Source organism: Pseudomonas sp. LBUM1679 (assembly GCF_059695565.1).
On sequence record NZ_CP166774.1, the window covers coordinates 6,689,057 to 6,703,538 of the forward strand.

The 14,482-nt window shown below is 61.6% G+C and carries 12 protein-coding genes; 10 read left to right on the forward strand and 2 right to left on the reverse strand.

The features are described 5' to 3' along the window. Positions 1-53: 53 nt before the first annotated feature. Both ACA062_RS30650 and ACA062_RS30655 read right to left on the reverse strand, forming a co-directional pair. Positions 54-701: a peptidase M41 gene (locus tag ACA062_RS30650; protein WP_497454310.1), complete on the reverse strand. Its 648-nt coding sequence runs from the start codon at positions 699-701 to the stop codon at positions 54-56. 148 nt (positions 702-849) lie between these two features. Further along, positions 850-3,204, reverse strand: coding sequence for a glucose/quinate/shikimate family membrane-bound PQQ-dependent dehydrogenase (locus tag ACA062_RS30655; protein WP_497454311.1), 2,355 nt, complete (start codon positions 3,202-3,204; stop codon positions 850-852). A 175-nt stretch (positions 3,205-3,379) separates the two neighbouring features. On the opposite strand from ACA062_RS30655, the gene ACA062_RS30660 reads away from it, so the two are divergent. From ACA062_RS30660 to ACA062_RS30705, 10 genes are all read left to right on the forward strand, one after another. After that, positions 3,380-3,841 (forward strand): Lrp/AsnC family transcriptional regulator, encoded by a 462-nt coding sequence (locus ACA062_RS30660; protein ID WP_138969331.1) that lies wholly within the window; start codon positions 3,380-3,382, stop codon positions 3,839-3,841. A 231-nt stretch (positions 3,842-4,072) separates the two neighbouring features. Next, a complete protein-coding gene (locus ACA062_RS30665) occupies positions 4,073-5,755 on the forward strand; it encodes a flavin monoamine oxidase family protein (protein ID WP_497454312.1) in 1,683 nt (560 codons plus the stop codon). Positions 5,756-5,767: 12 nt separating this feature from the next. Next, positions 5,768-6,562, forward strand: a complete 795-nt coding sequence (locus ACA062_RS30670; protein ID WP_497454313.1) for a carbon-nitrogen hydrolase family protein — start codon at positions 5,768-5,770, stop codon at positions 6,560-6,562. 105 nt (positions 6,563-6,667) lie between these two features. After that, positions 6,668-9,100 (forward strand): pyrroloquinoline quinone biosynthesis protein PqqF, encoded by a 2,433-nt coding sequence (pqqF, locus tag ACA062_RS30675; RefSeq protein ID WP_497454314.1) that lies wholly within the window; start codon positions 6,668-6,670, stop codon positions 9,098-9,100. 156 nt (positions 9,101-9,256) lie between these two features. After that, entirely contained in the window at positions 9,257-9,331 is a 75-nt protein-coding gene (pqqA, locus tag ACA062_RS30680; protein WP_009045898.1) for a pyrroloquinoline quinone precursor peptide PqqA, read from the forward strand. 87 nt (positions 9,332-9,418) lie between these two features. Continuing rightward, positions 9,419-10,330: a pyrroloquinoline quinone biosynthesis protein PqqB gene (gene pqqB, locus ACA062_RS30685; RefSeq protein ID WP_497454315.1), complete on the forward strand. Its 912-nt coding sequence runs from the start codon at positions 9,419-9,421 to the stop codon at positions 10,328-10,330. A gap of 110 nt (positions 10,331-10,440) precedes the next feature. After that, positions 10,441-11,193, forward strand: coding sequence for a pyrroloquinoline-quinone synthase PqqC (gene pqqC, locus ACA062_RS30690; RefSeq protein WP_150765304.1), 753 nt, complete (start codon positions 10,441-10,443; stop codon positions 11,191-11,193). After that, a complete protein-coding gene (gene pqqD, locus ACA062_RS30695; protein WP_213940226.1) occupies positions 11,190-11,465 on the forward strand; it encodes a pyrroloquinoline quinone biosynthesis peptide chaperone PqqD in 276 nt (91 codons plus the stop codon). Before pqqC ends, pqqD begins: the two co-directional genes overlap by 4 nt. A 16-nt stretch (positions 11,466-11,481) precedes the next feature. After that, positions 11,482-12,612 carry a pyrroloquinoline quinone biosynthesis protein PqqE gene (gene pqqE / locus ACA062_RS30700; RefSeq protein WP_497457516.1) on the forward strand — a complete coding sequence of 377 codons (1,131 nt, stop codon included), beginning with the start codon at positions 11,482-11,484 and terminating at the stop codon, positions 12,610-12,612. Further along, positions 12,578-14,401 (forward strand): S9 family peptidase, encoded by a 1,824-nt coding sequence (locus ACA062_RS30705; protein WP_497454316.1) that lies wholly within the window; start codon positions 12,578-12,580, stop codon positions 14,399-14,401. Before pqqE ends, ACA062_RS30705 begins: the two co-directional genes overlap by 35 nt. Positions 14,402-14,482 lie beyond the last annotated feature (81 nt).

Genomic DNA, 14,482 nt, shown 5'->3' on the forward strand with positions numbered 1-14,482 from the left:
GTAGCGGCAGCTTCCAAGAGTGCGCCCCGATTTATCGGGGCTTCCCCCTCAGCTTAAGAAACAACACGTAACGATGGGATAGCCTGCACAGGCCGCAGCCGTTCGAGCATTTCCCCCGTCAACACAACCTCATACGTATCCCCCGCCCTACCCCATTGCTCCACCATGACCATGCCGTCCACCAACGCCAATGCCAATTCGGTAATCGTATCGGCCAACGCCTCCACGATTTCTTGAGTCCGCAGCCACACGCGATCAGTGATCTCCTTGAGCTCAGCCGTTATGCGGTCAGACGACGCGGGATCCGTATCGGGGTAGGCGATGTTGCGTAGCAGTTGCTGCAACTCCCTTACTTTTGCGTAATCCTGTTCCGCCCCAAGGCCTCCTTTGAGGATGGTTTTCGCTTTCAGTTTATCGACGAGTTTCCTGGGCGAAGGTGTTGAAGATAATGTCTGCCCCATGGCGCCAGCCAAGAGGACCATCATCCGGGCTTCCAAATACTCTTTCATCGCGTCGACCGACGAAATTGACCGCGCCAGGGTGATGGAAGCGCCCCCTTGATGCCTCAAGTCCATCGTCACTGTCAGGGTCACGCCGCCCGTTGCAAACCCAAAGGCCCGGGCCATGACGTAGTGCCCCATTTCGTGATGTGCAATCTGTAAAGCATGGTCCCGTACAGCGGGAGGCATCTTCTTCGTCATGTGCGTCACCTCGCATCCCTGGATTTCGCATTCGACTACGAGTGAAAGTCGCTGTCCATCCTGGCGTCCCGTTGATGACGTCAGGTCAGTTCGCACAGCCAAAAAAGCCGCGCAATTGCGCGGCTTTTTCGTTCCTTCTATTCAGCCTTTACTTCGGCAACGCGTACGCAATCACATAGTCCCCACGGTCGCTCGACTGACGCGCTCCGCCCACCGTGAGCAGGATGTACTGCTTGCCAGTTTTAGGCGAAACATAAGTCATCGGCCCTGACTGACTGCCCACGGGCAAACGCGACTTCCAGATCTCATTACCATTACCCGTATCGAAAGCACGCAGGTAGAAATCCTGAGTGCCCGCGAAGAACAACAGACCAGACTGGGTGGCCAGTGACGCGCCGAGAGTCGGCATGCCGATCGGGATCGGCAGGTGCATGCGGATGCCCAGCGGGCCGGTGTCCTGCACGGTGCCGACCGGCACCTGCCACATCAGCTTGTGGGTCTTGAGGTCGATGGCGGACATGGTGCCGAACGGTGGTTTCTGGCACGGAATGCCGGCCGCCGAGAGGAAGCGTTCGCGCATGGCGCCGAACGGTGTGCCTTCCTGCGGCACCACGCCCATTTCGATCCCGCTGGCCCCGGCGGCAATCTTGTCGCGCGGGATCATGTAGTTGGCCAGGCCCAGGCGCATGTCGTTGACGAACATGTAGTTCGTGTTCGGATCCACCGAGACGCTGCCCCAGTTCATGCCGCCCAGGGAACCCGGGAACTGCAAGGCACGGTCCATGCCCGGCGGGGTGTAGACGCCTTCGTGGCGCATGCCTTTGAACTGGATGCGGCACATCAACTGGTCAAAGGGCGTGGCGCCCCACATGTCGGATTCGGTGAGTGTCTGATTGCCGATGGACGGCATGTCCACCGAGAACGGCTGGGTCGGTGAGTAGCGTTCGCCAGGCACGTTGCCTTGTGGGACAGGGCGCTCTTCGACGCGGGCGATCGGCACGCCGGTTTCGCGGTTGAGCAGGAAGATCTCGCCCTGTTTGGTGACTTGCGCCAGGGCTGGCTGGGTGCCGCCCTTATCGTCAGGCACGTCGTACAGCAGCGGTTGGGCTGGCAGGTCGAAGTCCCACAGGTCGTGGTGAGTGGTCTGGAAATGCCAGCGCACCTGACCGGTCTTCACGTCGATGGCGACGATGGACGAATTCCATTTGTCATCGAGCGCCGTGCGCTGGCCGCCGAAGAAGTCCGGGGTGGCGTTGCCGGTTGGCAGGTAGACCAGACCGAGCCGGGCATCGTAGGACATGGCTGACCAGACGTTCGGTGTGCCACGGGTGTAGGTTTCGCCGGCTGGCGGACGCTTGGTGGTGTTCGGGTTGCCCGGATCCCAGGCCCACACCAGTTCACCGCTGCGCACGTCGTAGGCACGCACCACACCTGGCGGTTCGCCGGTGGAATAGTTATCGGCCACGCGGCCGCCGATGATCACGACATCCCCTGCCACCAGCGGGGTCGAGGTCTGCTGGTAATAACCAGGCTTCACTTCGCCCATGTCGGTGGTCAGGTCAACCGTGCCCTTGTTGCCAAACTCTTCACATGGCTGGCCGGTTTCGGCATTGAGCGCGATCAGGCGGGCATCGCCGGTCGGCAGAAACAGACGTTTCGTACAGGCAACAGGCTGGCTGTCCGAGGTCGCAGGCGTTTCGGAATAGCCCAGGCCACGGCAGCGCTGCCAGTTGGGCGCGGTACCTTGCGGATCGAACTTCCAGCGCTGGGCGCCGGTGTCGGCATCCAGGGCAAAGACTTTGCCGTAGGCGGTGCAGGTGTAGACCGTGTCGCCGATTTGCAGCGGGGTGTTCTGGTCTTCGGCACCAGCGCCGGTGCTTTGCGGAATGTCGCCGGTGCGGAAGGTCCAGGCCACCTGCAACTTGTCGATGTTGCCTTTGTTGATCTGGTCCAGCGCGGCAAAACGGTTGCCGGCAGTGGTGTTGCCCCAATGCGCCCAGTCTTTCTGCTCAGTGCCCGCAGCGACCGGCGTCACAGCGGGTTCACTGCTGGCCTTGACCACATGGGTCGGCACGAACATGTAGGCCAGCGTTGCAACGACGCCAACGCCCAGAATGCCCGCCAGACCGTAGGCGCCACGGCCTGCAGCCGCGCCGGAGGCACGCACCAGGGTCGGGTAGATCAACGCGACAACCAGCCCGATCACAGCGAAGGTCAGCACCCGCGAAACCAGCGGCCAGTACTCAAAACCGGCGTCCCATACCGCCCAGATCGCCGTCAGGATCAGCGCCAGGCCATACAGCCATGCACCCTGCGGTTTACGCCGGGCGATCATCAGCCCGGACACCAGCATCGCCAGGCCCATCAGCAGGAAGTACGCGCTGCCGCCGAGCGAAATCAGATAGCCACCGCCACCGGCCAAGCCAAGCCCGATCAAGGCGATCAGAACACCCAGCCCCAACAGCAGCCAGTTGCTGCCGCCGGCAGCCCCAGAATAATTCATGTCGAAAATTTTCCCCGTTTGTGACAAGCGCGGAATAATGTACGAACTGGTTACTTATGGCAAATTGTCGCAGGCAAAAATGGCATGAACGGTACTTAGCCTAGATCAAACATCCGGGTGACGAGATGTGCCTGTAACATGCTTGCCCATTGCTGTGTGCCGCTGGAGCCCGACCTTGCCTGACATCCGTCCACCCGCCCTTGACGAAATCGACCGCCAATTGATCGCGGCCCTGCAAATCAATGCCCGCGAAAGCGTGGCCATGCTCGCCCGGCAACTGGGGATTGCCCGCACGACCGTGACCTCGCGGCTGGCGCGACTGGAAAAGGCCAAAGTGATCACCGGTTACGGTGTGCGTTTGGGGCAGCGGCTGGTGGATGGCGGATTGCAGGCGTATGTCGGGATCACGGTGCAGCCACGATCCGGCAAGGAAGTGTTGCGTCGCCTCAGCGCCATGGCGCAGGTGCAGCAGTTGTGTGCGGTGAGTGGCGAATTTGATTATGTGGCGTGGTTGCGCACCGATTCGCCGGAGCAGCTGGATCAGTTGCTGGATCAGATTGGCAGTGTGGAGGGGGTGGAGAAGACGACGACTTCAATCATCTTGAGCAGCAAGATTGATCGGGGGCAGCCGGTTTGAGTTTCTGCCGGCAGAACTTCGGTGTCTGATCGGGCCTCTTCGCGGGCAAGCCCGCTCCCACAAGGACCGCGCCTTGTCATTCTGCATCGCACAGTCGTCGCAATGCGCAAATAACCTGCAAAACGACGACACTTTGCGTCTTATTAACGTGATCTACGCTCTCTAGAATGGCTGTCATCTTTTCCTATACTCAGATGCGCATTCCGCGTCGGGTCGCCAGCAAGGTCAGCCATGAACAACAACAATCGCCATCCTGCAGACGGTAAAAAACCAGTCACCGTTTTTGGTCCGGACTTTCCCTTCGCCTTCGACGACTGGATCGAACACCCGGCCGGCCTGGGCAGCATTCCTGCGCACAATCACGGTGCCGAAGTGGCGATTGTCGGCGCCGGTATCGCCGGCCTGGTGGCGGCTTACGAATTGATGAAGCTGGGCCTCAAGCCAGTCGTCTACGAAGCGTCGAAAATGGGCGGGCGCCTGCGTTCCCAGGCGTTCAACGGCGCCGAAGGCATCATTGCCGAACTCGGTGGCATGCGTTTCCCGGTGTCATCCACCGCGTTTTATCACTACGTCGATAAACTCGGCCTCCAGACCAAACCCTTCCCGAACCCGCTGACCCCAGCGTCGGGCAGCACCGTGATCGATCTGGAAGGCAAAACCCATTACGCCCAGAAGCTGGCGGATCTTCCTGCACTGTTCCAGGAAGTGGCCGACGCCTGGGCCGATGCCCTGGAAGCCGGTTCGCAGTTCTCCGATATCCAGCAGGCGATCCGCGATCGCGACGTGCCACGTCTCAAAGAGCTGTGGAACACCCTGGTGCCGTTGTGGGACGACCGCACCTTCTACGATTTCGTCGCCACCTCCGAAGCCTTCGCCAAGTTGTCGTTCCATCACCGCGAAGTATTCGGCCAGGTCGGTTTCGGCACCGGCGGCTGGGATTCGGACTTCCCCAACTCGATGCTGGAAATCTTCCGCGTGGTGATGACCAACTGCGACGATCACCAGCACCTGGTGGTCGGCGGAGTGGAACAAGTGCCGCTGGGTATCTGGCGTCATGTGCCGGAACGCTGCGTGCACTGGCCCGAGGGCACCAGCCTCAGTTCGTTGCACAGGGGCGCTCCGCGTTCCGGCGTGAAGAAAATTGCCCACGCAGCAAACGGCCGTTTTGCGGTTACCGACAACTACGGCGACACCCGCGAATACGCGGCGGTGCTGACCACCTGCCAGAGCTGGCTGTTGACCACCCAGATCGAGTGCGACGAAACCCTGTTCTCGCAAAAGATGTGGATGGCCCTGGACCGCACCCGCTACATGCAATCGTCGAAAACCTTCGTGATGGTCGATCGGCCGTTCTGGAAGGACAAGGACCCGGAAACCGGCCGCGACCTGATGAGCATGACCCTCACCGATCGCCTGACCCGCGGCACCTATCTTTTCGACAACGGCGACGACAAGCCGGGCGTGATTTGCCTGTCGTACTCATGGATGAGCGACGCGCTGAAAATGCTCCCGCACCCGGTGGAAAAACGCGTGAAGCTGGCGCTGGATGCCTTGAAGAAGATCTACCCGAAAGTCGACATTGCCGCACGGATCATCGGCGACCCGATCACCGTGTCCTGGGAAGCCGACCCGCACTTCCTCGGCGCTTTCAAAGGCGCCCTGCCCGGCCACTACCGCTACAATCAGCGGATGTACGCGCATTTCATGCAGGCCGACATGCCGGCCGAGCAGCGCGGTATTTTCATCGCCGGCGACGACGTTTCGTGGACGCCGGCCTGGGTCGAAGGCGCGGTGCAGACCTCGCTCAATGCGGTGTGGGGCATCATGAAACACTTTGGCGGTGAAACTCACGCCGAGAACCCGGGCCCAGGCGATGTGTTCAACGCGATCGGTCCGATCGCCCTGCCCGAGTAAGAGGAATCCGAAATGCGCGTAGCCCTTTACCAATGCCCACCCTTGCCCCTGGAGGTTGCCGGCAATTTGCAACGCCTGCATCAACTGGCGCTGGAGGCCAAGGGCGCCGACTTGCTGGTGCTGCCGGAGATGTTCCTGACCGGCTACAACATCGGCCTCGATGCGGTCAGCGTGCTGGCGGAGGTGTACAACGGGGAGTCGGCGCAGCAGATCGCGCGCATCGCCAAGACCGCGGGGATTGCCATTTTGTATGGCTATCCCGAGCGCACTGAAGACGGACAGATCTACAACGCCGTGCAATTGATCGACGCCCAGGGCGAACGCCTGTGCAACTACCGCAAGACGCATCTGTTCGGCGATCTCGATCGCTCGATGTTCAGCGCAGGCAAGGATGATTTCCCCCTGGTCGAGCTCAATGGCTGGAAGCTCGGCTTCTTGATCTGTTACGACCTGGAGTTTCCGGAAAACGCCCGGCGCCTGGCCCTGGCCGGTGCCGAGCTGATTCTGGTGCCCACGGCCAACATGATCCCCTACGACTTCATCGCCGATGTCACCGTGCGCGCGCGGGCCTTTGAAAACCAGTGTTATGTGGCCTATGCCAACTACTGCGGACAAGAAGGCGACATCCACTACTGCGGCCAGAGCAGTATCGCCGCGCCGAATGGCAGCCGCATTGCCCAGGCGGGCCTCGATGAGGCACTGATCGTCGGCGAGCTGGATCGCCAGTTGATGGTCGATTCCCGCGCCGCCAATCGCTACCTCCTCGACCGCCGCCCCGAGCTATACAGTGACCTGCACAAGCGCTGATCCACTTGAGGAATGTGCTCGATGAGTTTGCCCAGCCGTGTGGAAATTCATTGAGAACGCCCCCTGATCCGCTAGCATTAGCGCTTCTCTGTTCTGGAAGTGCTCATGCCTGCGCTGAATCACCCCCGCCTTCACACTGAAACCCTGGCCAACGGCCTGCGGGTGACGTTGCGTCATGCTCCCGATTTGAAGCGTTGCGCTGCGGCGTTGCGCGTCGCCGCGGGCAGCCATGATGTGCCGCTGGCCTGGCCTGGCCTGGCGCACTTTCTTGAACACCTGTTGTTCCTCGGTACCGAGCGTTTTCCTGCAGGCCAAGGCCTGATGGCCTACGTGCAAGGTCACGGCGGGCAGGTGAATGCGCGAACCAGTGAACGCTCGACCGACTTCTTTTTTGAATTGCCGCCTCAGGTGTTCAGCGGTGGGCTGCAGCGTCTGTCGGACATGCTCGCGCATCCGCGTATGAACCCGGACGATCAGCGGCGGGAACGGGAAGTGCTGCACGCAGAATTTGTCGCCTGGTCCCGGGATGCGACGGCCCGGCAGCAGTTTGCGCTGTTTGATGGCGTTTGCGCCGCTCACCCGTTGCGCGCGTTTCATGCGGGCAATCGCTACAGCCTGCCGCTGCCGCAGACTGAGTTCCAGCACGCACTGAAGGATTTCCATCAACGGTATTATCAGACCGGGCAGATGACGCTCAGCCTGGTGGGGCCGCAGAGTATCGATGAGTTGAAGTCGATGGCGCAAAGCGTTGGCGCTGTCCTTGCGGCAGGAAAAAAAGTCACGCAACAATCCCCTGTGCCGCTGATGGCGTCTTCAAGCAATAGTTATCAACAGGCCGGCGAGGGTCGGCTGGACCTGTTGTTTGCCTTCGAAGCGCTGCCCGATTCATCGGCCGAAGCCTTGGCATTCCTGTGCTATTGGTTGAACGCGGCAAAACCCGGGGGGCTGCTCGCGGTATTGCGCGCCGGCGGGATGGCCGACAGCCTGAAAGCCGCGCCGCTGTACCGGTTCGATGGGCAAGCGTTGCTGCACATCGAATTCACCTTGCCCAACCCAGCAGCCCACGCCGGGATCCGCGGGCAGTTACTGGACTGGCTGGGCTTTTTTGCCTCTGGCCAAGACTGGAGCGCATTGCGCGAAGAATACGCCGCCCTGTTGCGACGTCAGCAGCAAGTCAGCACAGCCCTGCAACTGGCCCGACTGGACAGCGAGCAGCTTGAGAGCGGTTTATCCGACCAGGGTGTCGTCGCCCTGAAGCAGATCCTCCAGCAAATGGGCGCTGTGGATAACTTCAGCCACCCATGGCAACTGCCGGCAGCCAATCCGTTTTTATGCACCGAACCTCAAGCGCCGAGCGCCGGACTGATCCGCGGCCAGACCAGCAAACACCGTGGTTTGCGAACCTTTGCCCAGGATCGCACGCGCAGTCGCCGCGAACACTCGCCGATGCACTTCAGCCAGGCATTGCCGGATAACACGGCGGAAGGCGCCGTATACCTGCGTTGGCGCCTGGATTCGAGGCCTAACAGCAAGCTTCAATCCGCACTGGAAAACCATCTGCAACCCTTGCGTGACGATGCTCGGCAGGCGGGTGTCGAGTTTTCTCTCAGCGCTTCGGGCAATGAATGGCTGTTGAAAATGACCGGTCTGCAAGAGCCGATGCCGGTAGTCCTCGAGCATGCGCTGAAAGAACTGACAAAGACTGATGTCGCTGTCTCACCAGCGACATCGACAAGCACCCCGCTGATGCCGATTCGACAGTTGCTCAAGGCACTGCCTGAGCACTGCCTTGCGCACACCCCTGACTCGGACGACTGGCAGCAACTGTGGGCGAATGCGCGCTGGGAGGGTCTGGCGACCGGCCTGTCCGCCCGGACCCAAGCGGCGATGGGCCTGGCCCTGAGCCGTGTACCGGGCAGCCCGGACAATCAACTGACGCCCCTGTCATCGATCTGCGCACAGCACCTCTGGCACTGCATCGACACCGGCTCCAGCGAGCACGCGTTATTGCTCTTCTGCCCGAGTGCAACCCGGCACATCGCCGACGAAGCCGCCTGGCGCTTGCTCGCTCACCTGTGCCAGACACCGTTCTACCAGCGCCTGCGGGTAGAGCTGCAACTGGGTTATGCCGTATTCAGCGGCCTGCGCCAGATTCATGGGCAGACCGGGCTGTTGTTCGGCGTGCAATCACCCAGCGTTGCGCCGGTGGACCTGCTGGGGCACATCGAACACTTCCTGAACGCCTTGCCGGGGCTGATCGATGGCATCGATGACGTGGCCTTCGTCGTCCAACGCCAAGCCTTGGCCGATCAGTTCGTCAGCACCGCGCTGCCCGTCACTCAGGCCGCCGAACTGTTGTGGCAGGGCAAGCTGGCCGGCCACTCGTCGGATTATCTGACCCAACTGCCCGAGGCGATTCTGAGGATTGACCGCCCAGCCCTGCTTGACGCCGCCCACCGACTGAACAAGGCAGACGGTGGCTGGCGCTGCCTGGCCAGCAGTCCGGGACCGAACGCGCCCTGGCAAGCGGCAAACTGATCATTACCGGTACTGCAATGAGCTTTCTCAGAGATTCGCGGCCAATCGTGCTGAAATTTTGAGTAACATAGCCGCCTAACTATCTGAACATCTCCGACGGAGGTGGGCTATATGTATAGGTACCAACTGTCTCAGCCACCTGAAAGGAGCACTCTAATGTCTTGGTCCAAACCTGCTTACACCGACCTGCGTATCGGCTTTGAAGTCACCATGTACTTCGCAAGCCGCTAAGTTCTGCCATTTTTGGTGGAGCATGATGTGCAACGCCTCGGTTCGCCGAGGCGTTTTTATTTTCAGCGCTGAAATGATGGAGCAGCCATGTTTGTCCAGATTCTAGGTTCCGCCGCTGGCGGCGGTTTTCCCCAGTGGAACTGCAATTGCGCGAACTGCGCAGGTTTTCGTAATGGCAGCCTGCGGGCCACGGCGCGAACCCAGTCGTCCATCGCGATTTCCGATGACGGTGTGAACTGGGTGCTGTGCAATGCCTCGCCAGACATCCGCGCCCAGCTCCAGAGCTTCGCGCCCATGCAGCCGGGCCGCGCCCTGCGCGATACCGGGATCAGCGCGGTCATCCTGATGGACAGCCAGATCGACCACACCACCGGCCTGCTCAGCCTGCGCGAAGGTTGCCCGCATCAGGTCTGGTGCACCGACATGGTCCACGAAGACCTGAGCACCGGCTTTCCGTTGTTCACCATGCTGACCCACTGGAATGGCGGGCTGAGCTGGAATCGCATCGAACTCGACCACAGCTTCACCATCCCGGCCTGTCCGAGCCTGCGCTTTACCCCGCTGCCCCTGCGCAGCGCCGCGCCGCCGTACTCGCCGCACCGCTTCGACCCGCACCCGGGCGACAACATCGGCCTGATCGTCGAGGACCTGAACACCGGCGGCAAGCTGTTCTACGCCCCGGGTCTGGGCAAGGTCGATGCGCCGCTGCTGGAAATCATGGCCGGCAGCGATTGCCTGCTGGTGGACGGCACCATGTGGGACGACGACGAAATGCAGCGTCGGGGCGTCGGTACGCGCACCGGCCGGGAAATGGGCCACCTGGCGCAGAACGGCCCCGGCGGCATGCTGGAAGTGCTGGAGCAACTGCCCAAGCCGCGCAAAGTGCTGATTCACATCAACAACACCAACCCGATACTCGATGAGGACTCGCCCGAGCTTGCGGAGCTGGGTCGGCGTAACGTTGAAGTGGCGTATGACGGCATGAGTATTGTGTTGTAACGGATGGCCCCTTCGCCGGCAAGCCAGCTCCTACAGACGGTGATCCCCTGTAGGAGCTGGCTTGCCAGCGAAGACGCCGCAAATCCAACGGTTGTGACCGGAGAACCGCAATGACTGACACCCCAATGTCCCCCGCCGAATTCGAAGCGGCGCTACGCGCCAAGGGCGCCTACTACCACATCTACCACCCCTATCACGTGGCGATGTATGAAGGCCGGGCGACCCGCGAGCAGATCCAGGGCTGGGTCGCCAACCGCTTTTACTATCAGGTGAACATTCCCCTGAAGGACGCCGCCATCCTCGCCAACTGCCCGGACCGCGAGATCCGCCGCGAGTGGATTCAGCGCCTGCTCGACCATGACGGCGCCCCCGGCGAAGACGGCGGCATCGAAGCCTGGCTGCGTCTGGGCCAGGCCGTCGGCCTCGACCCGGATCAGTTGCGCTCCCAGGAACTGGTGCTGCCCGGCGTGCGCTTCGCCGTGGACGCCTACGTCAACTTCGCCCGCCGGGCCAGTTGGCAAGAAGCTGCCAGCAGTTCGCTGACCGAACTGTTCGCGCCACAGATCCACCAATCGCGCCTCGATAGCTGGCCGCAGCATTACCCATGGATCGACCCGGCCGGCTATGAATATTTTCGCACCCGCCTGGGCCAGGCACGCCGGGATGTCGAACACGGTCTGGCGATCACCCTGCAGCATTACACCACTCGTGAAGGCCAGGAGCGCATGCTGGAAATTCTCCAGTTCAAACTGGACATTCTTTGGAGCATGCTCGATGCCATGAGCATGGCCTACGAACTGAACCGCCCGCCGTATCACAGCGTGACCGGGCAACGGGTCTGGCATAAAGGAATCACCTTATGAGTTTCGACCGTAGCAAGACCCCGACCTGGCGTACCGGCTATCGCTTCCAGTACGAACCGGCACAGAAAGGCCATGTGTTGCTCTATCCGGAAGGCATGATCAAACTCAATGAAAGCGCCGCGCTGATCGGTGGTTTGATCGACGGCGAGCGGGATGTCGCAGCGATCATTGCCGCACTGGACGCGCAATTCCCCGGCGTGCCCGAGCTCGGTGAAGACATCGAGCAATTCATGGAGGTCGCCCGTGCTCAGCACTGGATCGAACTTGCCTGATTCCGTTTCAGCCAAGTTGCCGCCCAAACCCGAGATCGGCCTGCCGCTGTGGCTGCTGGCCGAGCTGACGTATCGCTGCCCGCTGCAATGCCCGTACTGCTCCAACCCGCTGGATTTTGCCGAGCAAGGCAAGGAACTGAGCACCGAGCAGTGGATCAAGGTGTTCCGCGAAGCGCGGGAAATGGGCGCGGCGCAGTTGGGTTTTTCCGGGGGTGAACCGCTGGTGCGCCAGGACCTCGCCGAGCTGATCGCCGAGGCGCGCAAGCTGGGCTTCTACACCAACCTGATCACCTCGGGCATCGGTCTCACCGAGCAGAAAATCAGCGACTTCAAGAAGGCCGGCCTGGACCATATCCAGATCAGCTTCCAGGCCAGCGACGAGCAAGTGAACAACCTGCTGGCCGGTTCGAAAAAAGCCTTCGCGCAGAAACTGGACATGGCCCGTGCGGTGAAAGCCCACGGCTATCCGATGGTGTTGAACTTCGTCACCCACCGACACAACATCGACAAGATCGACCGCATCATCGAGCTGTGCATCGCCCTTGAAGCCGACTTCGTCGAACTCGCCACCTGCCAGTTTTACGGTTGGGCGCAGCTCAATCGGGTCGGCTTGTTGCCGACCAGGGAACAACTGGTCCGCGCCGAACGTGTCACCAATGAATACCGCGCAAAGCTTGCAGCCGAAGGGCATCCGTGCAAGCTGATTTTCGTCACCCCGGACTATTATGAAGAGCGCCCGAAAGCCTGCATGAACGGCTGGGGCAGCATTTTTCTGACCGTCACGCCGGACGGAACCGCCCTGCCTTGTCACGGCGCCCGACAGCTGCCGGTGCAATTTCCCAACGTGCGCGACCACAGCATGCAGCATATCTGGTACGACTCGTTCGGCTTCAACCGCTTTCGCGGTTACGACTGGATGCCCGAGCCGTGCCGCTCTTGCGATGAGAAAGAAAAAGACTTCGGCGGCTGCCGTTGCCAGGCGTTCATGCTCACCGGTGACGCGAGCAACGCCGACCCGGTGTGCAGCAAATCGCACCATCACGGCGTGATCCTCAAGGCCCGCGAAGAAGCCGAGCACGCGACCCAGACCATTGAACAACTGGCCTTTCGCAATGAACGAAATTCACGCCTCATCGCTAAAAGCTGAACCCTTCAGCGCCGCCAGAGCCGTCGCCGCCGGTGTCGACTTTGCCGAATTGCAACTCGGTCGGCATGGCCTGTTCTGGAACGAGTACCGCCCCGAAGATGCCGCGTGCCGCATCTGGCAGTGGCGCGACGACCACGCTCATTGCCTGACGCCGCCGGGTTTCAGTGTGCGCAGTCGGGTGTACGAATATGGCGGCGGGGCGTTTTGCCTGACCGATGACGGGATCGTTTTCGTCAACGAGGCCGACCAGCAGCTGTATCGACAGTCGCTCACCGGTGAGCCTGAGGCGCTGACGTCAAACGAGTGCCGCTACGGCAATCTGCAGTTCGCCGACGGGCGGGTGCTGGCGGTTGAAGAGAACCGTGACCGGCATCGTCTGGTCGCCATAAACCTGCTGGACGGGGCGCGACAGTTGCTGGCCGACGGTGCGGATTTTTACGCCTCACCGACCCTGAGCCCGGATGCTCGCCGCCTGGCCTGGATCGAATGGCGCCGCCCGGATCAGCCATGGACCGCGACTCGCCTGATGGTTGCCGAACGCCAGGGCGATGGCAGTTATGCGCAGCCGCGCTGCGTGGCCGGCGATGGCGTTCAGGAGTCGCTGCAACAGCCTCGGTTCGATGCCGGCGGCCGGCTGTTTTGTCTGACCGATCGCGGCGGCTACTGGCAGCCATGGATAGAGTCGGGCGATGGTCTGAGCCCTTTGCCCAGCGCCGCAGCTGACCATGGGCCAGCACCGTGGCAACTGGGCGGATGCACCTGGCTGCCACTGGGCGAAGGTCGCTATCTGGCAAGCTGGACCGAAGGCGGTTTTGGCCGGCTGGGATTGGGCGGTGACCACGGTGAGGAATTTACCGGCGACTACAGCCGCTTCCGCCATCTGGCCTTGGACGAGCAGTTCATTTACTGCATCGCCGCCTCGCCGATCAGCCCTGCGGCGGTGATTGCCATCGATCGCAGCACCCGCCAGGTCAAGGTGCTGGCCGGCGGTGTCGCGCCATTGCCTGCCGCACAGATCAGCCTGCCGCAAACCCTGTGCTATCCGAGCGGCTCAGGCCAAGCCCATGGCTTCTTCTACCCGGCGATGAGCGGGGAGGCGAAACCGCCCCTCGTGGTGTTCATCCACGGCGGCCCGACCTCGGCCTGCTACCCGATGCTCGACCCACGCATCCAGTACTGGGCACAACGCGGCTTCGCCGTGGCCGACCTCAATTACCGCGGCAGCAGCGGCTACGGCCGGGCTTATCGCCAGGCGCTGCATTTGAGCTGGGGCGATGTCGATGTCGAAGATGCTTGCGCGGTCGTCACCTATCTTGCCGAGCGCGGGCTGATCGACGGTGACAAGGCGTTTATTCGCGGTGGCAGCGCCGGCGGCTACACCACCCTTTGCGCATTGGCCTTCCACAAGGTCTTCCGCGCCGGCGCCAGCCTGTATGGCGTCAGCGATCCTGTTGCCCTCGGCCGTGCGACCCACAAGTTCGAAGGCGACTATCTGGATTGGTTGATCGGTGATCCGGTCGTGGATGCCGAACGTTACGCCGCGCGAACGCCGCTACTGCACGCGGGCAACATCAGTGTCCCGGTGATTTTCTTTCAGGGTGAACTGGATGCCGTGGTGGTGCCACAACAGACCCGCGACATGGTCGAGGCACTGCAGAAAAACGGCATACTGGTTGAAGCGCATTATTACGCGGACGAACGCCATGGTTTCCGCAAGGCCGGCAATCAGGCCCATGCGCTGGAGCAGGAGTGGTTGTTTTATCGGCGGGTGATGGCACTCGCGGACTGACATCCGGTGCCAAGTGCCGAAACGGTGGCGCCTCATTCGCGGGCAAGTCGAATCGTCGCACCGCCGCTCCCACAGGGTTTG

Excerpts from the sequence above, each read along its gene's own strand:
- ACA062_RS30650 (WP_497454310.1), bottom strand. The coding sequence starts at position 701 with ATGACGAAGAAGATGCCTCCCGCTGTACGGGACCATGCTTTACAGATT.
- ACA062_RS30655 (WP_497454311.1), bottom strand. The coding sequence starts at position 3,204 with ATGAATTATTCTGGGGCTGCCGGCGGCAGCAACTGGCTGCTGTTGGGG.
- ACA062_RS30665 (WP_497454312.1), top strand. The coding sequence starts at position 4,073 with ATGAACAACAACAATCGCCATCCTGCAGACGGTAAAAAACCAGTCACC.
- ACA062_RS30670 (WP_497454313.1), top strand. The coding sequence starts at position 5,768 with ATGCGCGTAGCCCTTTACCAATGCCCACCCTTGCCCCTGGAGGTTGCC.
- pqqF (WP_497454314.1), top strand. The coding sequence starts at position 6,668 with ATGCCTGCGCTGAATCACCCCCGCCTTCACACTGAAACCCTGGCCAAC.
- pqqB (WP_497454315.1), top strand. The coding sequence starts at position 9,419 with ATGTTTGTCCAGATTCTAGGTTCCGCCGCTGGCGGCGGTTTTCCCCAG.
- pqqC (WP_150765304.1), top strand. The coding sequence starts at position 10,441 with ATGACTGACACCCCAATGTCCCCCGCCGAATTCGAAGCGGCGCTACGC.
- pqqD (WP_213940226.1), top strand. The coding sequence starts at position 11,190 with ATGAGTTTCGACCGTAGCAAGACCCCGACCTGGCGTACCGGCTATCGC.
- ACA062_RS30705 (WP_497454316.1), top strand. The coding sequence starts at position 12,578 with ATGAACGAAATTCACGCCTCATCGCTAAAAGCTGAACCCTTCAGCGCC.